Origin of the sequence: Citrobacter sp. RHBSTW-00944 (assembly GCF_013615435.1) — a bacterium.
GTDB lineage: Bacteria > Pseudomonadota > Gammaproteobacteria > Enterobacterales > Enterobacteriaceae > Citrobacter > Citrobacter braakii.
Genome location: NZ_CP055418.1, coordinates 601,555 through 625,217, shown reverse-complemented (window position 1 = coordinate 625,217; position 23,663 = coordinate 601,555). Strand labels below are relative to the sequence as shown.

At 52.1% G+C, this 23,663-nt stretch carries 23 protein-coding genes; 13 read left to right on the top strand and 10 right to left on the bottom strand.

What is annotated here, in order from left to right:
* The first annotated feature begins 55 nt into the window (after positions 1-55).
* Both holC and valS read left to right on the top strand, forming a co-directional pair.
* Positions 56-499: a DNA polymerase III subunit chi gene (holC, locus tag HV334_RS02980; RefSeq protein ID WP_016151505.1), complete on the top strand. Its 444-nt coding sequence runs from the start codon at positions 56-58 to the stop codon at positions 497-499.
* Positions 499-3,354 (top strand): valine--tRNA ligase, encoded by a 2,856-nt coding sequence (gene valS / locus HV334_RS02975; RefSeq protein ID WP_181221160.1) that lies wholly within the window; start codon positions 499-501, stop codon positions 3,352-3,354. The genes holC and valS overlap by 1 nt, the downstream gene beginning before the upstream one ends.
* Positions 3,355-3,410: 56 nt before the next feature.
* On the opposite strand, the gene HV334_RS02970 is transcribed toward valS, so the two are convergent.
* Positions 3,411-4,601 (bottom strand): DUF898 family protein, encoded by a 1,191-nt coding sequence (locus HV334_RS02970; protein ID WP_181221849.1) that lies wholly within the window; start codon positions 4,599-4,601, stop codon positions 3,411-3,413.
* Positions 4,602-4,794: 193 nt separating this feature from the next.
* Here HV334_RS02970 and HV334_RS02965 point away from each other — a divergent pair, with 193 nt between their 5' ends.
* The gene (locus HV334_RS02965; protein WP_019078256.1) at positions 4,795-5,298 is read left to right on the top strand and encodes a GNAT family N-acetyltransferase; all 504 of its coding nucleotides are present in this window, start codon (positions 4,795-4,797) and stop codon (positions 5,296-5,298) included.
* A 26-nt stretch (positions 5,299-5,324) separates the two neighbouring features.
* Here the strand turns inward: HV334_RS02965 and HV334_RS02960 are convergent, their stop codons facing one another.
* From HV334_RS02960 to rraB, 3 genes are all read right to left on the bottom strand, one after another.
* Positions 5,325-6,155 carry a topoisomerase II gene (locus tag HV334_RS02960; protein WP_109017739.1) on the bottom strand — a complete coding sequence of 277 codons (831 nt, stop codon included), beginning with the start codon at positions 6,153-6,155 and terminating at the stop codon, positions 5,325-5,327.
* Positions 6,156-6,320: 165 nt separating this feature from the next.
* Positions 6,321-7,079, bottom strand: a complete 759-nt coding sequence (gene miaE / locus HV334_RS02955) for a tRNA isopentenyl-2-thiomethyl-A-37 hydroxylase MiaE (RefSeq protein ID WP_181221159.1) — start codon at positions 7,077-7,079, stop codon at positions 6,321-6,323.
* 51 nt (positions 7,080-7,130) lie between these two features.
* Positions 7,131-7,556, bottom strand: coding sequence for a ribonuclease E inhibitor RraB (rraB, locus tag HV334_RS02950; RefSeq protein WP_016151501.1), 426 nt, complete (start codon positions 7,554-7,556; stop codon positions 7,131-7,133).
* A 163-nt stretch (positions 7,557-7,719) separates the two neighbouring features.
* On the opposite strand from rraB, the gene argF (HV334_RS02945) reads away from it, so the two are divergent.
* Positions 7,720-8,727, top strand: coding sequence for an ornithine carbamoyltransferase (gene argF / locus HV334_RS02945; RefSeq protein ID WP_016155574.1), 1,008 nt, complete (start codon positions 7,720-7,722; stop codon positions 8,725-8,727).
* A 99-nt stretch (positions 8,728-8,826) separates the two neighbouring features.
* Here the strand turns inward: argF (HV334_RS02945) and HV334_RS02940 are convergent, their stop codons facing one another.
* The gene (locus HV334_RS02940; protein ID WP_181221158.1) at positions 8,827-9,279 is read right to left on the bottom strand and encodes a YhcH/YjgK/YiaL family protein; all 453 of its coding nucleotides are present in this window, start codon (positions 9,277-9,279) and stop codon (positions 8,827-8,829) included.
* A 673-nt stretch (positions 9,280-9,952) separates the two neighbouring features.
* On the opposite strand from HV334_RS02940, the gene arcA reads away from it, so the two are divergent.
* From arcA to HV334_RS02915, 5 genes are all read left to right on the top strand, one after another.
* Positions 9,953-11,173: an arginine deiminase gene (arcA, locus tag HV334_RS02935; RefSeq protein ID WP_181221847.1), complete on the top strand. Its 1,221-nt coding sequence runs from the start codon at positions 9,953-9,955 to the stop codon at positions 11,171-11,173.
* A 9-nt stretch (positions 11,174-11,182) separates the two neighbouring features.
* Complete coding sequence (gene arcC / locus HV334_RS02930; protein WP_103766881.1) at positions 11,183-12,115, top strand: carbamate kinase; 933 nt, start codon at positions 11,183-11,185, stop codon at positions 12,113-12,115.
* Between the two features lie 55 nt (positions 12,116-12,170).
* Positions 12,171-13,175, top strand: a complete 1,005-nt coding sequence (gene argF, locus HV334_RS02925) for an ornithine carbamoyltransferase (protein WP_181221157.1) — start codon at positions 12,171-12,173, stop codon at positions 13,173-13,175.
* A 55-nt stretch (positions 13,176-13,230) separates the two neighbouring features.
* Positions 13,231-14,634 (top strand): YfcC family protein, encoded by a 1,404-nt coding sequence (locus HV334_RS02920; RefSeq protein WP_103766883.1) that lies wholly within the window; start codon positions 13,231-13,233, stop codon positions 14,632-14,634.
* 144 nt (positions 14,635-14,778) lie between these two features.
* Complete coding sequence (locus HV334_RS02915; RefSeq protein ID WP_047499901.1) at positions 14,779-15,258, top strand: arginine repressor; 480 nt, start codon at positions 14,779-14,781, stop codon at positions 15,256-15,258.
* Here the strand turns inward: HV334_RS02915 and HV334_RS02910 are convergent.
* Positions 15,255-15,377, bottom strand: a complete 123-nt coding sequence (locus HV334_RS02910; protein ID WP_085951096.1) for a hypothetical protein — start codon at positions 15,375-15,377, stop codon at positions 15,255-15,257. The two genes, HV334_RS02915 and HV334_RS02910, sit on opposite strands and share 4 nt — an antisense overlap.
* Here HV334_RS02910 and HV334_RS02905 point away from each other — a divergent pair.
* The 4 genes from HV334_RS02905 (at position 15,353) to ridA (ending at position 17,368) form a co-directional block, all read left to right on the top strand.
* Positions 15,353-15,502 (top strand): hypothetical protein, encoded by a 150-nt coding sequence (locus HV334_RS02905; protein WP_230131637.1) that lies wholly within the window; start codon positions 15,353-15,355, stop codon positions 15,500-15,502. The two genes, HV334_RS02910 and HV334_RS02905, sit on opposite strands and share 25 nt — an antisense overlap.
* Positions 15,495-16,430, top strand: coding sequence for an aspartate carbamoyltransferase (pyrB, locus tag HV334_RS02895; RefSeq protein ID WP_016151493.1), 936 nt, complete (start codon positions 15,495-15,497; stop codon positions 16,428-16,430). The genes HV334_RS02905 and pyrB overlap by 8 nt, the downstream gene beginning before the upstream one ends.
* Before the next feature lie 13 nt (positions 16,431-16,443).
* Positions 16,444-16,905 carry an aspartate carbamoyltransferase regulatory subunit gene (gene pyrI, locus HV334_RS02890; RefSeq protein WP_016151492.1) on the top strand — a complete coding sequence of 154 codons (462 nt, stop codon included), beginning with the start codon at positions 16,444-16,446 and terminating at the stop codon, positions 16,903-16,905.
* Between the two features lie 76 nt (positions 16,906-16,981).
* Entirely contained in the window at positions 16,982-17,368 is a 387-nt protein-coding gene (gene ridA, locus HV334_RS02885) for a 2-iminobutanoate/2-iminopropanoate deaminase (protein WP_016151491.1), read from the top strand.
* Positions 17,369-17,459: 91 nt separating this feature from the next.
* Here ridA and HV334_RS02880 read toward each other — a convergent pair whose 3' ends face one another.
* The 4 genes from HV334_RS02880 to mgtA form a co-directional block, all read right to left on the bottom strand.
* Positions 17,460-18,746, bottom strand: a complete 1,287-nt coding sequence (locus tag HV334_RS02880; RefSeq protein ID WP_181221156.1) for a TRAP transporter large permease — start codon at positions 18,744-18,746, stop codon at positions 17,460-17,462.
* Between the two features lie 30 nt (positions 18,747-18,776).
* On the bottom strand, positions 18,777-19,286 hold the full coding sequence (locus HV334_RS02875; protein ID WP_047499903.1) for a TRAP transporter small permease: 510 nt from the start codon (positions 19,284-19,286) through the stop codon (positions 18,777-18,779).
* Positions 19,287-19,348: 62 nt separating this feature from the next.
* Positions 19,349-20,326 (bottom strand): TRAP transporter substrate-binding protein, encoded by a 978-nt coding sequence (locus tag HV334_RS02870; protein ID WP_016151488.1) that lies wholly within the window; start codon positions 20,324-20,326, stop codon positions 19,349-19,351.
* A 375-nt stretch (positions 20,327-20,701) separates the two neighbouring features.
* On the bottom strand, positions 20,702-23,410 hold the full coding sequence (mgtA, locus tag HV334_RS02865) for a magnesium-translocating P-type ATPase (protein WP_181221155.1): 2,709 nt from the start codon (positions 23,408-23,410) through the stop codon (positions 20,702-20,704).
* Positions 23,411-23,663: the final 253 nt, after the last annotated feature.

Below are 23,663 nucleotides of genomic sequence, written 5' to 3'. Positions count from 1 at the left end.
CCTAAGGTTGTGCATCATGGCAACGCATTTAAATTCACCAGAAGAAGCCCCATATATGAGAAACGCAACTTTCTATCTTCTGGACAATGACACGCAACACGATGGCTTAAGCGCCGTCGAGCAGTTGGTGTGTGAAATTGCCGCAGAACGTTGGCGTGCTGGCAAGCGCGTGCTGATCGCCTGCGAAAACGAAAAGCAGGCTCTTCGACTGGATGAAGCCCTGTGGGCAAGACCGGCAGAAAGCTTTGTTCCGCATAATCTGGCAGGTGAAGGCCCCAGAGGCGGCGCACCGGTAGAAATTGCCTGGCCGGAGAAACGCAACAGCAGCCCGCGCGACCTGCTTATCAGTTTGCGCGTTGGCTTTGCAGATTTTGCCACCGCTTTCACAGAAGTGATAGACTTCGTCCCTTACGAAGATTCTTTGAAACAATCGGCACGCGATCGCTACAAAGCTTACCGCGTGGCTGGTTTTAACCTGAATACGGCAACCTGGAAATAATGGAAAAGACATACAACCCACAAGATATCGAACAGCCGCTTTACGAGCACTGGGAAAAGCAGGGCTATTTCAAACCTAACGGCGATGAAAGCAAAGAGTCCTTCTGCATCATGATCCCGCCGCCGAACGTCACCGGCAGTTTGCATATGGGTCATGCTTTCCAGCAAACCATCATGGATACCATGATCCGCTACCAGCGCATGCAGGGTAAAAACACCCTGTGGCAGGCCGGTACCGATCACGCGGGTATCGCAACCCAGATGGTGGTTGAGCGTAAGATTGCCGCTGAAGAAGGTAAAACCCGCCACGACTACGGTCGCGAAGCGTTTATCGACAAAATCTGGCAGTGGAAAGCGGAATCCGGCGGCACCATCACCCGCCAGATGCGCCGTCTCGGCAACTCCGTTGACTGGGAGCGCGAGCGCTTCACTATGGACGAAGGTCTTTCCAATGCCGTGAAAGAAGTCTTCGTTCGCCTGTACAAAGAAGACCTGATTTACCGTGGCAAGCGCCTGGTGAACTGGGACCCGAAACTGCGCACCGCGATTTCCGACCTGGAAGTGGAAAACCGCGAGTCGAAAGGCTCAATGTGGCACATCCGCTATCCGCTGGCTGACGGCGCGAAAACCGCTGATGGTAAAGATTACCTGGTCGTCGCCACCACCCGTCCGGAAACCGTACTGGGCGATACCGGCGTGGCCGTCAACCCGGAAGATCCGCGTTATAAAGATCTGATTGGCAAATTTGTTGTTCTGCCGCTGGTTAACCGCCGCATTCCCATCGTCGGCGATGAACACGCTGATATGGAAAAAGGCACCGGCTGCGTGAAGATCACCCCGGCGCACGACTTTAACGACTACGAAGTCGGAAAACGTCACGGCCTGCCGATGATCAATATTCTGACCTTTGACGGCGACATCCGTGAAACCGCGGAAGTGTACGACACCAAAGGCGAAGAGTCCGACGTTTATTCCAATGAAATCCCGGCTGAGTTCCAGAAGCTGGAGCGCTTTGCCGCGCGTAAAGCGGTGGTTGCCGCCGTTGATGCGCTGGGCCTGCTGGAAGAAATTAAACCGCACGACCTGACCGTACCTTACGGCGACCGTGGCGGCGTGGTTATTGAACCGATGCTGACCGACCAGTGGTACGTCCGTGCCGACGTGCTGGCGAAACCGGCGGTTGAAGCGGTTGAAAACGGCGACATTCAGTTCGTACCGAAGCAGTACGAAAACATGTACTTCTCCTGGATGCGCGATATTCAGGACTGGTGTATTTCCCGTCAGCTGTGGTGGGGTCACCGTATCCCGGCATGGTATGACAACGACGGCAACGTCTACGTCGGCCGTACTGAAGACGAAGTGCGTCAGGAAAACAACCTCGGTGCCGACATTCAGCTTCGCCAGGACGAAGACGTACTCGATACCTGGTTCTCCTCCGCACTGTGGACCTTCTCTACCCTGGGCTGGCCGGAAAACACCGACGCGCTGCGTCAGTTCCACCCAACCAGCGTGATGGTTTCCGGTTTCGACATCATCTTCTTCTGGATTGCCCGCATGATCATGATGACCATGCACTTCATCAAAGATGAAAACGGCAAGCCGCAAGTGCCGTTTAAGACCGTCTACATGACCGGTCTGATCCGCGACGACGAAGGCCAGAAGATGTCCAAATCCAAGGGCAACGTCATTGACCCGCTGGATATGGTCGACGGTATCTCCCTGGCAGAACTGCTGGAGAAACGTACCGGCAACATGATGCAGCCGCAGCTGGCCGAGAAGATTGCCAAGCGTACCGAGAAGCAGTTCCCGGACGGCATCGAGCCGCACGGCACCGACGCACTGCGCTTCACCCTGGCGGCGCTGGCCTCTACCGGTCGCGACATCAACTGGGATATGAAACGTCTGGAAGGTTACCGTAACTTCTGTAACAAGTTGTGGAATGCCAGCCGCTTTGTGCTGATGAACACCGAAGACCAGGATTGCGGCTTCAACGGCGGCGAAATGACCCTGTCGCTGGCGGATCGCTGGATCCTTGCTGAATTCAACCAGACCATCAAAGCGTACCGCGAAGCGCTGGACAACTTCCGCTTCGACATCGCCGCGGGCATTCTGTACGAATTCACCTGGAACCAGTTCTGCGACTGGTATCTGGAGCTGACCAAGCCGGTAATGAACGGCGGTTCCGAGTCTGAACTGCGCGGCACCCGCAATACGCTGGTCACCGTTCTGGAAGGTCTGCTGCGCCTGGCGCATCCGATCATCCCGTTCATCACCGAGACCATCTGGCAGCGCGTGAAGGTGATTTCCGGTATTACCGCCGACACCATCATGCTGCAGCCGTTCCCGGAATATAACGCCGCACAGGTTGATGAAGCCGCACTGGCTGATACCGAATGGCTGAAGCAGGCGATCGTTGCCGTACGTAACATCCGTGCGGAAATGAACATCGCCCCAGGTAAACCGCTCGAACTGTTGCTGCGCGGTTGCAGCGCTGATGCGATGCGCCGTGTGAACGATAACCGTAGCTTCCTGCTGAACCTGGCGCGTCTGGAAAACATCACCGTACTGCCAGCCGATGACAAAGGTCCGGTCTCCGTGACCAAAATCATCGACGGCGCCGAGCTGCTGATCCCGATGGCTGGCCTCATCAATAAAGAAGATGAGCTGGCGCGTCTGGCGAAAGAAGTGGCGAAAATCGAAGGTGAGATTGCCCGTATCGAAGGCAAACTTTCCAACGAAGGTTTCGTTGCTCGCGCACCGGAAGCAGTTATCGCCAAAGAGCGTGAGAAACTGGACGGTTATGCGGAAGCGAAAGCGAAGCTGATAGAACAGCAGGCGGTCATCGCCGCGCTGTAATAGCCGTTGACGTTATACACGTATTAAAGGCCGGAGCATGCTCCGGCCTTGTTGTATCAGATGAACGGGAAGTAGGTCATCACACCACGTGATACCCACATCGCCGGACCTGTTTCCAACGCCTCTGTATGGTCAGTCAGTTCCAGCGCATCCAAATCCCCTTGTACATGGGAGTTACTGGCCAGCCAACTGACCAGCCACATTTTCATCCACGGATAAGCTAGCCCAAACGTGATGCCTGAAATAAACAACACCAGAACAAAACGCCAGATCAGGCCATGTGCAGTGACGGAAGAATGAAAGCGGATTTTACCCTCGGCCAGCGCCAGGTTATTCATGAACAGATTACGTAGCGTGGTGTATAAATAGCTTCCAACCACAATAATTCCGGCGAAATAGAGAAAATAACTCGCCATTATTCTGCTCTGATTCTCCAGGATAAATTCGTCGTCGGCCACGCCTAACACAGCCAACATCACCATTTGCAGAAAAATAGGGGCAATTAGCCAGACAATCACAACAACAAATGGCAGCAGTACCAGCACGGCTTTAATACACCCCACTATGCTTGCTTTCATATTGACGTTAATAGTAAAGCGGTGAATACCAAAATTACCGCCATTACCCACTAACTGCATCCATTTTGCATAGGTAATACCGTAGGTGATACCCATGCCCACAATTCCCACCAACGCGATAAATGCTATTCTGATAAGCATTCCAGTACTGCCCTCAATCCAGTCGGTGGCAAGTATCAGAAGATAAATCACTCCCCAGTTCACCGCAGCAAGCACCACTGGCACAACCAGTAAAAAAAGCCATGCATGTAATTGTGAGCAGTCAAAACCAAAACGCACACCGTTAAGCGACGTCATCATCGCCTGATACTGCAGGCTTTTTATGGTCATTAATGGAAGGACAGCTACCAGTAAACCAATCAAAGTAAAACCAACGAGAGGACTGCCGTTAGCAATAGAACTCATGCTGGCACCATAAACCACCATAATCGACAAGAAGCTTACGAATATCGCGCCACCAGTCGCCTTATAGGTAAAGGGTTGGCCATTGAGAGTCATATTCTCGTAAATATAACGCCGACATTTCACTATCGCCCACGGCGTATAAATACCCAGAGTAATACAACACAGCAAAAAATTGACAATGCAAATAATAAAGTACCGCCATCCTTTACCGATAAAAATAAATGTGTGCCGTTGATTTTCCCGGCCACCAACAAAATCATTCATGAACAATATCCCTAATATAAATTCCATTAAGATAAAAAATAAAAACCAGTGTTTATTTACTGGTTCGTTTACAATACTATTTTTAATTAGCCAATGTATTTTAATTTTTTCTGATTCAGGAACGTCTTGCACCCGACAGAAGAGAGTGGTATTAAATAAATATATAAGTGTATTTTTAGAATTGAGCCATATTATGAATGTTGTGCTACCCACCACGCTTACGCTGCGCCGAATCACCGCAGCAGATAATGCCGCTATCGCTGCGGTGATCCGCAAAGTTTCCGCTGAATACGGGCTTACTGCCGATAAGGGCTATACCGTTGCCGACCCTAATCTGGATGAACTATTCCAGGTTTACAGCCAGCCGGGCGCGGCCTACTGGGTGGTTGAGCAAAACGGTGAAGTCGTGGGCGGCGGCGGCGTTGCGCCGTTAGGATGTAGCGAACCGGACATTTGCGAACTGCAAAAGATGTACTTCCTGTCGAGCGCACGCGGTCAGGGGCTGGCGAAAAAGCTGGCGCTGATGGCCCTCGAACATGCCCGTGAGCAGGGTTTCAAACAGTGCTATCTGGAGACCACGGCGTTTCTGACCGAGGCAATCCGCCTGTATGAACATTTAGGGTTTGAGCATATCAGCGAAGCGCTGGGCTGTACCGGGCACGTGGATTGCGAAGTGCGGATGTTAAAACCCCTCTGACTTCAGCCGGAGGGGCAATGGTTGTGTTACTGCATTTCGGCGGAGAGCATCAGCCGAATGACGCCAGCCGCGCGAGCGGTTGGCAGCGTCAGCACCTGTGACCATAAATCCTGCACCATTTCACAAGCGACTTTCTCTTTGCCCACACCTTTACTCGGATCAGCCATAATCTGGATATCCGGTCCAAAGCGCTGTACCAATCCCGGGCTGATGGATTGCAGATCCTGAAGCGCCAGCTGTTTCTCTTGCGCCGTAACCGTATGTTTGTTCGGGCCATAAGCCGCGTGCATCATACTCATGTCGCTGGCCATACGACGATTCATCAGCTCCCGCGGAATAATACGCACCGGGTTAATCCCGCCTTTCACCGCCGGGAACAGAAAGCGAAAACACTCGTCATCGCCCACTTTTGCCACCGCAGCAATCTGCTCGAGGTTAATTTTCATATACTCAATCACATTGGCATCGGGTGCCTGCTGCAAACGCGCCATCTGTACCTGCAGGATTTGCGGCTGAATAGCGTCGATAATCTGTTGTTCGCTTTTCCCAGCTTCTTTCAGTTGCGTTGCCTGGTTGAGGATATTCTGCCATAACGCGGGTTCTTGCTCTTTAAGTACCTGATAAACAGGCATTGCCAGCATCGCATTTTCAAATTTCTGCGCGTCCGTCAGCCCATAATCAGGGCTTTCGCGCGGGATCAGGTAGTGCACATCAAACAGATTCCACGCGACAATCGCTACCACAAAAACCACCGCGCCGGAGATCTTTCCCAGCCAGCCTTTTTTGCGAAACATGCCAACGACGATAGCAATCACCGCCCCGATATAACCCGCCAACAATACGTGTGCCCAGTTCATTAACCATCCTTATGCAAAACAGTCTCTGTTGCGGGGATATATTTCCCCTTCGTGTGTTTTGATTATTACGGCAGCAGCGAGCGATTTCCAGCCACCAGATTTTGCTAATGGAAACAGGAAAGGTAAAACCGCGCGACGATTAGCGCCGCGCGTCAGAGAAGAGAGTCAGGCTGGCACGCCGCTGTGGAAGCGGAATTCATCGTCGGGAGAAGTAATCAATGCGGCTTCTACTTCGCCAAAGAACCGCACCCGACTACTGATATCGTCGGCAGAAACCTGCTGTGCCAGCGCCAGATAGTCCTGATAGTGCCGCGCCTCGGATCGCAGCAGCGAAAGATAAAATGCCTGTAAATCGTCATCCAAATACGGCGCCAGCGCGGCGAACCGTTCACAAGAACGCGCCTCAATGTAAGCCCCGCAAATCAGTTTGTCGATTAGCGTTAATGGCTCGTGGGTTCGCACCTCTTTGAGCATGCCTTTGGCATAACGGCTGGCGGTAATTTTGACATAGGGAATGTTGCGGCTCATCATCGCCTCACGCACCTGCCAGAAGTGGTGCAGCTCTTCTTTGATCAGCAAAACCATGCTGTCGATCAGCTTGCGCCCCCACGGGTCGTCAGTTTGCGGCATTACGCTTTTGTTTATCTGTTTATTCAGCGCGATAAAATCCGGTTCATCCCCTTCTCTGAAAGCATACGCTTCATAGGGTTTCAGCCAGTCCAGTAGCGCCTGCGATCCCTGTTTATCTGCAACATACTTACGCACCAGCAGCATGGCCGTTTGCGCCGCTTTCAGCTCGCAGACGAGATGATCCGTCAGTAACAGAGGGAGATTCGCCGGGGCTCGCGCTTTATCAAGCCAGGCCTGGGGCGTTTTACAGTGCAGGAAGTTGTGGATCGGGGAAAGTATTTGCAGGTAATCCATACGTTATCCTTGGCCTACGGCAGCAGACGCTACCGTAGGTCAGCAGATGACTTAGTGACGCACGCCGTCATCATCTTCGTCGACGAGGTCTTCATCGTCGCCGTCTTCACCTTCTTCGCCGTTCGGGTCTTCAAAATAGGTGCCCCAACCGTCGTATTCCACATCAAATTTTTCAGCCAGGTTCATCAGTTGCTCAACCTGAGCGTCGATCAACTCGGCATTCAGAGCACATTCGCTCAGGATGTCACAGCAAATAACCGTGTCGCCCTCTTCCACTTCCAGCTCTTCCGGCTCGGTCACTTCATAACCCAGCTTGAAGGCTTCTACTGCCGCTTTTTCCAGGGTTTCAAAGTCGTCCGCGGAAAGGTGATGCTCGATGGTGTACAGCGCGTCTGGATCGCTGCCATCTTCGAGTAACTCTTCAATAATCAAGCGCGTTTCTTCACGCTGTTCTTCCAGTAGTTCCGGGTTTGCCATGGCTCATTCCTCATAATATCCTGCCGATACTCTTATTGTCACATACCGCTGTCATTGCCTCCACCTTTCCAGGAAAGATTTGTTAAACAAGGTTGCAAATGAATAAACATCCATATAAATTGAATTTTAATTCAATAAATGGCCTAAGCCATGTGAGGGAACTATGTCTGCGTTTTATCAGAAACATTTTTTGAAACTGCTTGATTTCACCTCTGCTGAACTCACGTCACTGCTCCAGCTCGCCGCGCAGCTCAAGACGGATAAGAAAAACGGTACCGAGGTCGCTAAACTCACCGGTAAAAACATCGCGCTCATCTTCGAAAAAGACTCAACCCGCACCCGTTGCTCTTTCGAAGTTGCCGCATACGATCAGGGCGCGCGCGTGACGTATCTCGGGCCGAGCGGCAGCCAGATTGGTCATAAAGAGTCGATCAAAGACACCGCCCGCGTACTCGGTCGTATGTACGACGGTATTCAGTATCGGGGCCACGGTCAGGAAATTGTCGAGACGCTGGCGGAATATGCCGGAGTTCCGGTTTGGAACGGATTAACCAACGAATTTCACCCTACCCAACTGCTGGCGGATTTACTCACGATGCAGGAACACCTGCCGGGTAAAGCGTTTAATGAGATGGTGCTGGTCTACACCGGCGATGCCCGCAACAATATGGGCAATTCCATGCTGGAAGCCGCTGCGTTAACCGGATTGGATCTGCGCCTGGTCGCGCCCCAGGCCTGCTGGCCGGAGGAAAGCCTCGTTGCGGAGTGTAAAGCGCTGGCACAGAAAAACGGCGGCAATATAACGCTAACCGAAGATGTCGCCACGGGCGTGAAAGGCGCGGACTTCATCTATACCGACGTCTGGGTATCGATGGGCGAAGCGAAAGAGAAATGGGCCGAACGTATTGCGCAGTTGCGTAAGTACCAGGTTAATAGCGCGATGATGGCGTTGACCGGCAATCCGCAGGTGAAATTCCTGCACTGCCTGCCCGCGTTCCATGACGATCAAACCACGCTTGGCAAACAAATGGCGCAGGAATATGGTCTGCACGGCGGCATGGAAGTGACCGACGAGGTGTTTGAGTCACCCGCCAGTATCGTATTTGATCAGGCGGAAAACCGAATGCACACCATCAAAGCGGTGATGGTCGCGACGCTTTCCAAATCATAGCGTTGCGCGATTGAATTGCCGGATGGCGATGCTGACGCACCCTATCCGGCCTACCATCGTACTTCCGTAGGCCGGGTAAGTCGCACCCGGCAAACTGGTTTATGCTACCCGCATTTTCACCACGGCTTTGCGTACCAGCGCCGGAGCGCCGACCGCGCACAGCGGTTTATGCACTTCGCCCGGATAAAAGACGACGAAGTCACCTTCATTCAGCACCACCGTTTTCTCCTGTTCGCCTTCCGACAGGAAGGCGATATCTTTATCCGCCAGCCAGTCAGTTTCCGGTGCGCCCGCAGGCTGCGTGCTGAAAGTCATGCCTTCCTGACCTTTGAGCAGAATCTGAATATCCAGATAACGAGCGTGATATTCGGCGCGGCGCTGCGCAAACGGCTCCGTCATATCTTCAGCAATCAGATAGAACAGACGTTCGCCGTCGATGTCGTGCTTACCCTTTTCCGTCGCATCCGTCACGTGCGCTTTAATGTGCTCAATCGCCTGACGCAGCTCTTCCGGCAGCCAGGCATCCAGGTTGTGAATATTGCCGACAATCATTTCAAACCCCTTAATTAAAACATCGTTTCATTTTGGTTGTTATACGAAAAAACGGTCTGCCATACCACTGCTATTTGCCGATATTTTGCGTCAACGCATGTTTATCGCTGATGATGTTAAATAATTGCTAATAGCCAGCAACAGGTTATGCATAAACTCTGCATAACTTTCGTCTCATACTTTTCAACTCAGTCACTAACTCACTGTTATAGAAAGCTTTGTTAGAAAAACCAGCAATCGATCACAGTTTACGTCTCCTTCGTTATCTTTCTTCATCGTCATATTTATTTTGAAATAAACCTTACAGCACAAATAATAAAATAATAGATTCGCATAAAAATTCATTAAATATAGAAAAACATATAAAAATCAACGCACTATTTAATTTATTAAATATTTAGATATGTACATAAAATTAACACAGTTAAATAACAAGACATATTCCTGCGTAGTAATTCAATTATTCATGTTTTTATTTTTTAAATTCTCAGAGCCATCTCATAAATTAAACAACAAATGCCAAACATCGACCTGACTGTGAAATGAATCACGTTTCTATATCAGATAAGATCTAAATATAGATTCTGAAATCAGCTGAAAAACCATGACTGCAATAAACATTATTTGCAGGCACCTCCTCTTTATTTTTTAAAATTGTATTAAAGGAATAATGATGGAAAAGCATTATGTCGGGTCTGAAATCGGTCAATTACGTAGCGTAATGCTACATCGCCCTAACCTCAGCCTAAAAAGGCTGACGCCGTCAAATTGCCAGGAACTGCTTTTTGATGATGTTCTTTCGGTAGAACGTGCAGGAGAAGAGCATGACATTTTCGCCAACACGTTACGTCAACAGGGAATTGAGGTTCTGTTACTCACTGATTTATTGACACAAACCCTGGATATCCCCGATGCCAAAAGCTGGCTACTGGATACACAAATTTCTGATTATCGCCTTGGCCCCGCTTTCGCCACGGATATTCGCGCCTGGCTTGCAGATATGCAGCACCGGGAGCTCGCCCGACATTTAAGCGGTGGGCTGACATACGGAGAAATTCCTGCCTCAATCAAAAATATGGTGGTCGATACTCACGATATTAATGACTTTATTATGAAGCCATTACCAAACCACTTATTTACCCGCGACACCTCATGCTGGATATATAACGGCGTATCCATTAATCCGATGGCAAAAACTGCACGTCAACGAGAAACTAATAACTTGCGGGCGATTTACCGTTGGCATCCACAATTTGCCGATGGTGATTTTATTAAATATTTCGGCGATGAAAATATTAATTACGACCACGCCACATTAGAAGGTGGGGATGTGCTGGTCATTGGTCGCGGCGCAGTTCTCATCGGTATGTCGGAACGTACCACGCCGCAGGGCATTGAATTCCTTGCCCAGTCGCTATTTAAGCATCGCCAGGCAGAACGCGTCATCGCAGTCGAACTGCCGAAACATCGCTCCTGTATGCACCTCGATACCGTCATGACCCACATCGATATCGATACCTTCTCCGTCTACCCGGAAGTGGTGCGCCCGGATGTCCAGTGCTGGACCCTGACACCAGACGGGCGTGGCGGCCTGAAACGCACTCAGGAAAGTACGCTGGTACATGCCCTCGAAAAAGCACTTGGCCTCGACCAGATCAATCTGATCACCACCGGTGGCGACGCCTTCGAAGCTGAACGCGAACAGTGGAATGACGCGAACAATGTTCTGACGCTGCGCCCTGGGGTTGTGGTGGGCTACGAACGCAACATCTGGACCAACGAGAAATACGACAAAGCTGGCATCACTGTTTTACCCATTCCTGCCGACGAACTGGGACGTGGGCGCGGCGGTGCGCGCTGCATGAGTTGCCCGCTGGAACGCGACGGTATTTAAGGAGACGTTATGGAAAACAAACCTACCCTGGTTGTGGCGCTGGGCGGCAATGCGCTACTCAAACGCGGCGAACCGCTGGAAGCCGACATCCAACGCAAGAATATTGAGCTGGCGGCAAGAACTCTCGCTCAACTCACGCAGCAGTGGCGCGTAATTCTGGTACACGGCAATGGCCCGCAGGTTGGACTTTTGGCGTTACAAAACAGTGCTTATGCCAACGTCACCCCCTATCCGCTCGATATTCTCGGCGCAGAAAGTCAGGGAATGATTGGCTATATGCTGCAACAGGCCCTGAAAAACCAGCTCCCACAGCGTGAAATTAGTGTCCTGCTGACTCAGGTTGAAGTCGATGCCCACGATCCGGCCTTCAGCAATCCCACCAAATATATCGGGCCGATTTATGACGAACCCCAGGCCAACGCGTTACAGGCGGAAAAAGGCTGGGTTTTCAAAGCCGATGGTAAAGCGTTCCGCCGTGTTGTGCCCTCTCCACAACCCAAACGAATCGTGGAAAGTGACGCCATTCGCACACTGATCGCCCGCGATCATCTGGTTATCTGCAACGGCGGTGGCGGCGTACCGGTAGTGGAAAAAGCCGATGGCTACCACGGTATTGAAGCGGTGATCGACAAAGATCTCTCCGCCGCCCTGCTCGCCAAACAAATCCACGCCGATGCGCTGCTGATCCTGACCGATGCCGATGCGGTGTATCTCGACTGGGGCAAACCTACCCAGCGCCCGCTGGCCCAGGTTACGCCGGAACGGCTCGGCGAAATGCAATTCGACGCCGGTTCAATGGGCCCCAAAGTCACCGCCTGCGCGGAATTTGTCTCTCACTGTCACGGGATTGCTGGCATCGGCTCGTTGGCTGACGGTTCGGCCATTCTCGCCGGTGACAAAGGCACGCTAATTCGGCGCGAAGCCAATGATGTTAACGCTTAAGGCTTTTTTTGCTGGGTAAAGCGAAGCCTTATCCAGCCTACATAAGGATATTTTCATGACTGTTAACCTGAAAAATCGCAATTTTCTCAAATTGCTGGACTACACCCCAACGGAAATCCAGTACCTGATCGATCTGGCTATCGGGTTAAAAACGGCAAAAAAAGCCGGACGCGAAAGGCAAACGCTGGTCGGTAAAAATATCGCGCTAATCTTCGAAAAAACGTCAACTCGCACCCGCTGCGCCTTTGAAGTCGGCGCTTTCGATCAGGGCGCACAGGTGACCTACCTTGGCCCAAGCGGCTCGCAGATTGGTCATAAAGAGTCGATGAAAGATACCGCCCGCGTGTTAGGTCGCATGTATGACGGTATTGAATACCGCGGCTACGGCCAGGAGATCGTGGAAGAACTGGGGCAGTTCGCTGGTGTGCCGGTCTGGAACGGGCTGACGAATGAATTCCACCCTACGCAGATCCTCGCGGATCTGATGACCATGCTGGAACACGCCCCGGGTAAAACCTTACCCGAACTGAGCTTCGCTTACCTTGGTGACGCCCGCAATAACATGGGCAATTCGCTGATGGTCGGCGCGGCGAAAATGGGGATGGATATTCGTCTGGTCGCACCGAAATCCTTCTGGCCGGACGAGGCGCTGGTTGCCGAATGCCGTGAAATCGCCAGCGTGACGGGCGCGCGCATTACGCTCACAGAGGATGTTGAGGAAGGCGTTTACGACGTGGACTTTCTCTACACCGATGTCTGGGTTTCGATGGGAGAACCCAAAGAGGCGTGGGCAGAACGCGTCAGCCTGATGACGCCTTATCAAATTAACCAGCAGGTCATCGATGCGACCGGCAATCCCAATGTGAAATTCATGCACTGCCTGCCCGCCTTCCATAACGAGCACACCAAAGTGGGCCGTGAAATCGAAGCGGCTTACGGCCTGAAAGGGCTTGAAGTCACGGATGAGGTATTTGAGTCAGCGCATTCCATCGTCTTCGACGAAGCAGAAAACCGGATGCATACCATTAAAGCGGTCATGGTAGCGACACTCGGCGACTAACCCCAGCGGGCATGTGTCGCCTGGCGGCATATGCCCAAGCTATCCGGAGAACATCATGGGCAAATTCAAATTTCCCAGCGCGTATACCATCCTGTTTATTCTCATTGCGCTCGTCGCCGTTATGACCTGGATTGTCCCTGCCGGGAAATACCAGATGGCGATGAATGCCACCCTGGGCAAAGAAGTGCCGGTTGCCGGTACCTATGCCCCAACAGAGGCGCATCCACAAGGTTTAACGGCTGTACTGCTGGCTCCGATTGACGGGCTTTATAACCACGAAACCTACACCGCAGGCGCGATTGATGTGGCGTTGTTTGTCCTGATTATTGGCGGGTTTCTCGGCGTGGTAAACAAAACGGGCGCCATCGACGCAGGCATCGAACGCGTGACGGTCAGGCTGAACGGCAAAGAAGAGTGGATGATCCCCATCCTGATGGGACTTTTCGCCGCCGGAGGCACGATTTACGGCATGGCGGAAGAATCACTCCCTTTCTACACCTTATTGGTTCCGGTCATGATGGCTGCGCGCTTTGATCCACTGGTTGCTGCTGCAACCGTTTTGCTTGGCGCAGGCATCGGCACCCTCGGTTCAACAATCAACCCTTTCGCAACGGTTATCGCCGCTAACGCCGCCGGGATCCCCTTCACCCAGGGAATGCTGATGCGCATTCTGCTGCTGGTCGTCGGCTATGTTATCTGTGTGGTATGGGTCATGCGCTATGCACGGAAAGTTCGCAGCCATCCTGAGCTTTCCATCGTGGCCGATAAAATGGAGGAAAACCGTGCCCATTTTCTCGGTAGTCGCGCCAATACCAATCTTGAATTCACGGCTACGCGTAAGTGGATCCTGCTGATATTCGCCACCGCCTTTGCAGTGATGATTTATGGCGTCGCGGTGCTCGGCTGGTGGATGGCTGAAATATCTGGGGTTTTTCTGGCATCTGCGATTATCGTCGGCGTGATTGCCCGCATGAGTGAAGAAGCATTCACCAGTACCTTCATTGACGGGGCACGGGATCTGCTCGGCGTGGCGCTGATTATCGGCATTGCGCGCGGTATCGTCGTGGTGATGGACAACGGTATGATCACCCACACCATTTTGCACAGCGCCGAAAATTTAGTCTCCGGTCTGTCCACCACCATTTTCATCAATGTGACTTACTGGCTGGAAGTCTTGCTCTCCTTCCTGGTCCCTTCCTCGTCTGGCCTGGCGGTGCTCACGATGCCCATTATGGCCCCGCTGGCTGACTTCGCCCATGTGCAAAGGGATCTGGTCGTCACCGCGTATCAATCCGCTTCCGGCATTGTGAATCTGATTACCCCCACCTCAGCGGTTGTGATGGGTGGGTTGGCCATCGCTCGTGTTCCTTATGTGCGCTACCTGAAATGGGTCGCACCACTGCTGCTAATTCTGACGGTGCTGAACATGGTTGTTCTGAGTATCGGCGCGATGCTGTAGTCCTGCTGGCCGTCGGATCACGACGGCTTTTTTGAGCGCGCTCTCGTTTTTCTGCACAACCGCCCGTTTGAGCCGTTATTGATACTGCAAATGTGGTGAATTTCGCCATCGCATTGATACAAATGATAAATTTAGGGTGTTTTTATGAAGGAATTCGATGATTACTCGACCAAAGAGCAGAAACAGTTGGCGATTTGTCAGCGCCTGATTAGCGAAAAAAGCTACCTGTCTCAGGAAGCGCTTCGCCGCGATCTACAACACCATGGTTTCACCGGGATTAGCCAGTCAACGGTATCTCGTCTGCTGAAACTGCTCGGTGCTATAAAAATAAGAAATACAAAAGGGCAAAAAATTTATTCTGTAAATCCGCAATCACGACCCGCGCCTGATGCTGCCCGATCGATTGCTGAAATGGTGGTCAGCGTGGAACACAATAGCGAGTTTATCCTCATCCACACGGCGGCAGGCTATGGTCGCGCCGTAGCCAGAATCCTCGATTATCACGCGTTGCCAGAAATTCTCGGCGTCATTGCCGGTAGCAGTATTGTCTGGGTCGCGCCGCGGGTGGTACAGCGAACGGGCCTGATCCATAAGCAGATTAATTATCTATTCAAAATGAATTAAAATTCATAAGAACCGTTTGCGATGAATAAATAGTGCATTTTTCGCTTGATCCCATAACGGAGCTGAGTATAATCGCGGACAATTTGCCGGGAGGATGTATGGTTCAGTGTGTACGACATTTTGTCTTACCGCGTCTGAAAAAGGACGCTGGCCTGCCGTTTTTCTTTCCGTTGATCACCCATTCCGAGCCCCTCAATTGAGGGGCTTTTTTTTTGCCCAGGCGTCAGGAGATAAACATGGCTAACCCGCTCTATCAAAAACACATCATTTCCATAAACGACCTCAGCCGCGATGACCTTAATCTGGTCCTCGCGACGGCGGCGAAATTAAAAGCTAACCCGCAGCCCGAGCTGTTAAAACATAAGGTCATCGCCAGTTGCTTCTTTGAAGCGTCAACCCGCACCCGTTTATCTTTTGAAACCTCCATGCACCGTCTGGGCGCCAGCGTGGTGGGTTTCTCTGACAGCAGCAACACGTCGCTTGGCAAAAAAGGCGAAACTCTGGCCGACACCATTTCCGTCATCAGCACCTATGTCGACGCCATCGTGATGCGTCATCCGCAGGAAGGCGCCGCGCGTCTGGCAACAGAGTTCTCCGGTAACGTGCCGGTACTGAACGCCGGCGACGGTTCCAACCAGCATCCCACCCAAACGCTGCTGGATTTGTTTACCATTCAGGAAACGCAGGGCCGCCTGGACAATCTGCAAATCGCCATGGTGGGTGACCTGAAATATGGCCGCACCGTCCACTCCCTGACCCAGGCGCTGGCAAAGTTCGAAGGTAACCGCTTCTACTTCATCGCCCCGGACGCGCTGGCCATGCCGCAATACATTCTGGACATGCTGAATGAAAAAGGTATCGCCTGGAGCCTGCATGGCACTATCGAAGAGGTAATGGCGGAGGTCGATATCCTCTACATGACCCGCGTACAAAAAGAGCGTCTGGACCCGTCCGAATACGCCAACGTGAAAGCACAGTTTGTTCTGCGTGCCAGCGATCTGAACGGTGCCAGAGCGAACATGAAGGTGCTGCATCCGCTGCCGCGCATCGATGAAATCACCACCGACGTCGACAAGACGCCGCACGCCTGGTATTTCCAGCAGGCTGGCAACGGCATCTTCGCCCGCCAGGCGTTACTGGCACTGGTACTGAATAGCGAACTGGCACTGTAAGGGAGAAAAAGAGATGACACACGATAACAAACTGCAGGTTGAAGCCATCAAACGTGGCACCGTAATTGACCATATTCCCGCACAGGTTGGTTTTAAGCTGCTGACGTTGTTCAAACTGACTGAAACCGACCAGCGTATCACCATCGGCCTGAACCTGCCATCTGGCGAAATGGGCCGTAAAGACCTGATTAAAATCGAAAATACGTTCCTGACCGACGAGCAGGTAAACCAGCTCTCCCTGTACGCTCCGCAGGCAACGGTAAACCGCATTGACGATTATGACGTGGTGGGTAAATCACGTCCGAGCCTGCCTGAACGTATCGATAACGTGCTGGTTTGCCCGAACAGCAACTGCATCAGCCATGCTGAACCAGTCTCGTCCAGTTTTTCAGTGAAAAAGCGCGCTGATGACATCGCACTCAAATGCAAATACTGTGAAAAAGAGTTTTCGCATTATGTGGTGCTGGCCAACTAATTGGTGTTGGTAATGATTTCCCGGCTCCCTATAATGGCCGGGAACATTCTATTACCGCTGTAATTCAGGAGAAATCATGAGCAAGACTATCGCGACGGAAAATGCACCAGCAGCAATCGGCCCATACGTTCAGGGCGTTGACCTGGGTAGCATGGTAATCACTTCCGGTCAGATCCCGGTCGATCCGAAAACCGGTGCCGTATCGGAAGACGTGTCCGCTCAGGCGCGTCAGTCGCTGGAAAACGTACAAGCTATCGTTGAAGCAGCAGGCCTGAAAGTGGGCGACATCGTAAAAACTACCGTCTTCGTTAAAGACCTGAACGATTTCGCAACCGTAAACGCGACCTACGAAGCGTTCTTCACCGAGCACAACGCCACTTTCCCGGCGCGTTCTTGCGTGGAAGTTGCCCGTCTGCCGAAAGACGTGAAAATCGAGATTGAAGCGATCGCCGTTCGTCGCTAAGTCTTTTTGTGCCGGATGGCGGCTTCGCCTTATCCGGCCTACGCAAGCATAGTTTGCAGGCCCGGTAAGCGCGAGCGCCACCGGGCATTTATCACATCACACCAAACAGTCTCGGCAGGAACAGCGAAATCGCCGGAATGTACGTGACGATCATCAGCACCAGGAACAGCACGAAGTAGAACGGCAGCATCGCCTTCACCACCTGCTCAATTTTCTGCTTACTCACCGCACTGGCCACAAACAGCACCGACCCTACCGGCGGCGTTATCAGGCCGATCCCTAAATTCACCAGCATGATCATCCCAAAATGGACCGGATCAATGCCGAGCGCGTTGGTCACCGGTAGCAAAACCGGCGTCAAAATCAGGATCAGCGGCGCCATATCCATCAGCGTACCGATCAGCAACAGCATGATGTTAATGCACATCAGGATGACGTATTTGTTGTCCGAGATGCTGGTGAAAGCTTCGGTGATACGCATCGGCAACTGCATATAGGTCATGACGGCACCGAACGCGGCGGCAAAACCTATCAGGATCATGACGATAGTGACCGTTTTCACCGTACGGAACATCAGCTTCGGCAGTTCAGTCCATTTATAGTCACGATAGATAAACATGGTGACAAAGAAGGCCCACAGACAGGCAATCGCCGCAGATTCCGTCGCGGTAAAGATACCTGACAAGATACCGCCCATGATGATCACAACGGTCATTAAGCCCCACAGCGTATCGACGAATATCTTCAGCGCCTGGCGAAACGGTACGCGCTCCCCTTTTGGATAACCGCGTTTGTGCGCAAAAGCGACGCACATCACCATCAGACTGAAGCTTAACAGCAGGCCCGGTAGGATCCCGGCGATGAACAGCGCGGCAATCGACACCGTCCCGCCCGTTGCCAGCGAGTAGATAACCGAGTTATGGCTCGGCGGCGTGAGGATCGCCTGCACCGAGCCGCTGGCAGTGACCGCTGCAGCAAAGTCGCGCGGATAACCTTTTTTATCCATCTCCGGGATCATTACCGAACCGATAGACGCGGTATCGGCCACCGACGATCCAGAAATTGCGCCAAAAAAGGTCGAGGCCACAATGTTGACCAGCGACAGCCCGCCGCGAATAAAGCCAACGAAAATATAGGCAAAGTTTACCAGCCGCCGCGCAATGCCCCCTTCGGCCATAATAGCCCCGGCCAAAATAAAGAACGGGATCGCCAGTAGCGAAAACTTGTTCACCCCACTGGTCAGTTGGATCATCACCGCTTCCAGCGGAATATCAATGTACCAGGCCCCAATGATGGCGCTAATGCCAACCGCGTACGCTACCGGTACCCCAATCGCCAGCATAATGCCGAGCGTAAAGACGAGAATAAATGCATCCATCTGCTTTCCTTTCTGAAATGGGGGCGGTAACTAGCTGGTCGATCCCAGCATGACAACAGGACGTTGGTACTGCGAGCCACGGCAGATCTTCTCAACGATAAACAGCAGCGTAATAGCAGAGCCAATCGGCAACGGGAGATAGTTTTGCCCGGCGCTTAAAATTGGGAATTCCGCCACGGGCTGTTCCCACAGTTCGAGGCATAGCATGGAGCCGTACCACAGAATGAACAGGCTTATCGCCATTAACATAACGTCTGCGACTACCGAGCAGTAACGGCGGGAAGATTCCCCCAGACGGTCAGTCACCATGCTTACCGCGATATGCGAACCTGCGCGATAGCTCACCGCCGCGCCAATAAAGGTGAATGTCACCATACAAAGAATGGCGACTGGCTCAGGCCATGACAGCGCGTTATTCAGGACATAACGCGCGAATATGCCAATAGGGATAATGGCGACCATAACCAATAATGCGATACCGGCAATCCACATTGACACTCGATAAAGAAAATCCATTACCGATGAATAGCATTCACCCATAATCATCACCTCGAATTAATCAAAAGACTCAGGCGGAGGATTGATATCCTCCACCCGATGAATTACTTCACATCCTGAATACGTTTGATCAAATCCTGGTGGTCTTTACCGTAATTATCCCGTACTGACTGCGTGGCTTTATAGAAATAGTCCGTATCAATATCGTGGAACTGAACACCGTTGGCTTTCATGGTCTCCAGCGATTTCGCATTATAATCCTGCCAAAGTTTACGTTGCTCTACCTGGGCTTCTTTAGCGAGTTTAATAATGAGTTCCTGGTCTTCTTTTTTTAACTTATCCCATTTGGCTTTCGAGAACAGAAAAAGCTCAGGAATAATAAAGTGTTTACTCCAGGTATAGTTTTTCACGACCGGCAAATAGTTATGCGCAACAAACGTTGGCGGGTTATTTTCCGTACCATCAATAACGCCGGTCTGCATGCCGCTAAATACTTCACTGACGCCCATCACAATGGAGTTAGCGCCCATCGCTTTTAGGGTATCCAGCGCTATCGGACTGGCCTGAACGCGGATTTTCATGCCGTGCAAATCTTCCGGTTTCACTACCGGATTCTTGGTGATCAGGTTGCGCGTTCCCGCATCCATCCAGCCAAGGAACACCAGTCGTGATTTGGTATTGGCTGTCAGACGGTCGCCAATCTCCTGACCAATCATGCCGTCGAGAACCTTATGCATATGGTCCTCATCGCGGAAAATATATGGCAGGGTAAACACGTTTATTTCAGGGAGAATTGCGGCAACTGGCGTCATTGAGACGCGAATAATATCAATGGCGCCTAATTGCGCCTGTTCAATCATCTGTTTTTCATCGCCTAACACACCACCTGGAAATGTTTTGATCTCCAGACGACCTTCGGTCGCGGCGCTAAGTTTCTCCCCCATATGTTTCACTGCAACAACGTTCGGGTAATCAGCCGGATGCACATCTGCGGCGCGAAAGGTTTGTGCCAGCGTTGCATGACTCGCCAGTAATACAGACGCGCCAATACACAGACTTAACAGGTTTTTTGTCAGTTTCATTTGTCCTTCTCCAGAAGTTCATAATATCCATTAACAGGAATAGCTTGCAGAGCAAATGACTGCCGGAATTAAAAACGGGCAGCGAGAAACTTTCTTAACGACGTTACCTGCGCAGACTAACTGGTGTAACAATTTATTTCGATGACTGCGTTCACAAAAAATCGCAGATGCTTATAATTTTTAGCACGCTGTTTCATTTTTGCAACGCAGATCGTTTTATTGATAAAAAAACAACGCAAAGAAGGCAATTTGATACTAATTACCCGCGTTAGCATTTCAATAAAAATAAAACACCAATATTTCGGGAGAATATCTTTCGAATGAAAAAGAGAAATGCAGGAGAGTATTAACACCCTCCTGCAAAGAAGTTGAGGATTACTGCCAGCCGTAGCGGCGGCTATAAAAACCTTTCACGAGCTGGGTTAACGTCATGTAGCCCGCCAGAATCGCAATCAGCCACGGGAAGTAGCTCAGCGGCAGCGCCTGCAATTGCAGATAGTTGGCCAGCGGCGAGAACGGTAATGCAATGCCTACCACCATGACCACCAGCGTCATCAGCATCAGCGGCCATGCGGCGCGGCTTTGGATGAACGGCACGCGGCGGGTACGGATCATATGCACAATCAGCGTTTGCGACAACAGGCCTACCACGAACCAGCCAGACTGGAACAACGTCTGATGTTCTGGCGTATTCGCATGGAAGACGAACCACATCAGGCAAAATGTCAGAATGTCGAAGATCGAGCTGATTGGTCCAAAGAAGATCATAAAGCGCCCCAACTCGCTGGGATTCCAGCGCTGCGGCTTTTTGATCTGCTCTTCGTCGACGTTATCAAACGGAATCGCCACCTGGGATACATCGTACAGCAGGTTCTGAATCAGTAAGTGCAGCGGCAACATCGGCAGGAACGGTAAGAAGGCGCTCGCCACCAGCACGCTAAACACGTTACCGAAGTTAGAACTGGCCGTCATTTTGATATACTTCAGCATGTTAGAAAAAGTACGGCGTCCTTCGATCACCCCTTCTTCCAGCACCATCAGACTCTTTTCCAGCAGGATGATATCAGCGGCTTCACGCGCAATATCAACCGCGCCGTCAACGGAGATACCAATGTCCGCCGCGCGCAGCGCCGGGGCATCGTTAATGCCATCCCCCATAAAGCCAACCACATGACCTTCGCGCTTGAGCAGCGTGACAATGCGCTCTTTGTGCATCGGCGTCAGACGAGCAAACAGCGTGGTGCGCTGGGCCAGCGTTGCCAGCTCATCGTCGCTTAACCCTTCAATGTTGCTACCGATAACCACATCACCCGCATCCAGCCCCACTTCATGACACACTTTCGCCGCCACCAGCTCGCTATCGCCAGTCAGGATTTTCACCGTAATACCGCTGGCTTTCAGCGCTTTGAGCGCTGGCGCGGTGGTCTCTTTCGGCGGATCGAGGAACGCGATATAGCCTTCGAGGATCAGATCTGATTCATCAATACGCTGGTAATCGCCCTCACGCGCTGGCAGGTATTTCGTCGCCACCGCCACCACGCGCAGCCCCTGGCGATTCAGCGTATCCGTGACGCGCTTCACCCGACGCAGCATGTTGTCATCTAACGGGACAACCTCACCGCTATAGCGCACCTGGGTGCAGACACTGAGGATCTCCTGCAGCGCGCCTTTGCACACCAGCTGATGCACATCGGCTTCTTCAGCGACCACCACCGACATGCGGCGGCGTTCGAAGTCAAACGGGATCTCATCAATTTTCTGCCAGCGGGTAGAGAGCTGGCGGGCTGATTCTTCGCCCACGCCTTCCAGCACTGCCGTATCCAGCAGATTCTTTAACCCGGTCTGGTAATGACTGTTCAACCACGCAGAATGCAGGACGTGCTCGCTGGGCTTACCAGATATATCTGTATGATTCTCAAGTACAATTTTGTCTTGTGTCAGGGTACCCGTTTTATCAGTACACAGGATATCCATCGCGCCAAAGTTCTGAATAGCGTCGAGGTGTTTGACGATGACCTTTTGTTTTGACAGCTTCACCGCCCCACGCGCCAGCGTCGAGGTGACGATCATCGGCAACATTTCCGGGGTCAGCCCCACCGCGACAGACAGGGCAAACAGCGCCGCTTCCCACCAGTCGCCTTTGGTATAGCCGTTGATGATGAGCACAATCGGCGCCATCACCAGCATAAAACGGATCAGCAGCATGCTGACGCGGCTGATCCCTTTCTGGAAAGCATTCTGCTCGCTTTCCTGCTCGCTGACGCGGCCCGCCAGTTGCCCGAACCAGGTATTGGCTCCGGTCGCAATCACGATGGCCTGCGCCGTGCCGCTCACCACGTTGGTGCCCATAAAGCACAGGGTATCGCATTCGAGCGGGTTGCTTTGCTGCGGGTCGCGGCTGGTTGCGACTTTCTCCACCGGCAGCGATTCACCGGTCAGCGAAGCCTGGGCCACGAACAGGTCACGAGCCTGCACCACACGCAGATCGGCCGGGATCATATCCCCTGCCGCCAGCTTAATGATATCGCCGGGAACTAACTGGTCGATCGGCAGTTCAACCCAGCCGTTCTCTCCTTTCTCGTTGATAACGCGCAGCACCGTAGCGGTGTTACTGACCATCGCTTTCAGCGCATCTGCCGCTTTGGTGGAACGCGCCTCCTGCACAAAATTCAGTAACGTAGAGATGACGACCATCAGAGCAATGACGCCAGCGGCAAACAGATCTTCGGTGGCATAGGAAATCGCACCGAGGATGGTCAACAAAATATTAAACGGGTTACGGTAGCAGACCCACAGATGCACGCACCACGGCGACGGCTTCTGCGCCGGCAGTTGGTTCTCACCATGTAATTCGCGAGCGTTTTCCACTTCTGCGGCATTTAATCCTTCCGGGTGCGCGCCAAACGTTTTCCACAGCGCGGCTTCGTCCATCAGCGCCATTTTCAGACAATGTTCGCTCAGCGATGGCGGGATCGGCGTGCTGGCAACGGTCTGGGCATTAGGCAACGGATCGCGATGCACCAGACGGTGTGGTAAATGACGGTTTAGCCGGGCAAATAGCTGGCGAGTAATATTTTTGAACATAGGCAGTCCCTCTGCGCCAGTCTCAACAGGCGCAGTAAATCCTTCAGGCGTGGCAAAGCCTTACCTGATGGCAATATTAAATTCACAACAGGGACGTCAGAACGTCACTGTCTTACTGCTCCGGTAAGACAGTGAAAGACAGGCTTACCGGAAAGGGGAGTTTCTCCATCTCGGGAGAGGGGTGGGATCGGGATCCATATAGCCTCCGGTAAGTGAATGATTTGCGCTGCGGATTATACGCAGAAAACCATAA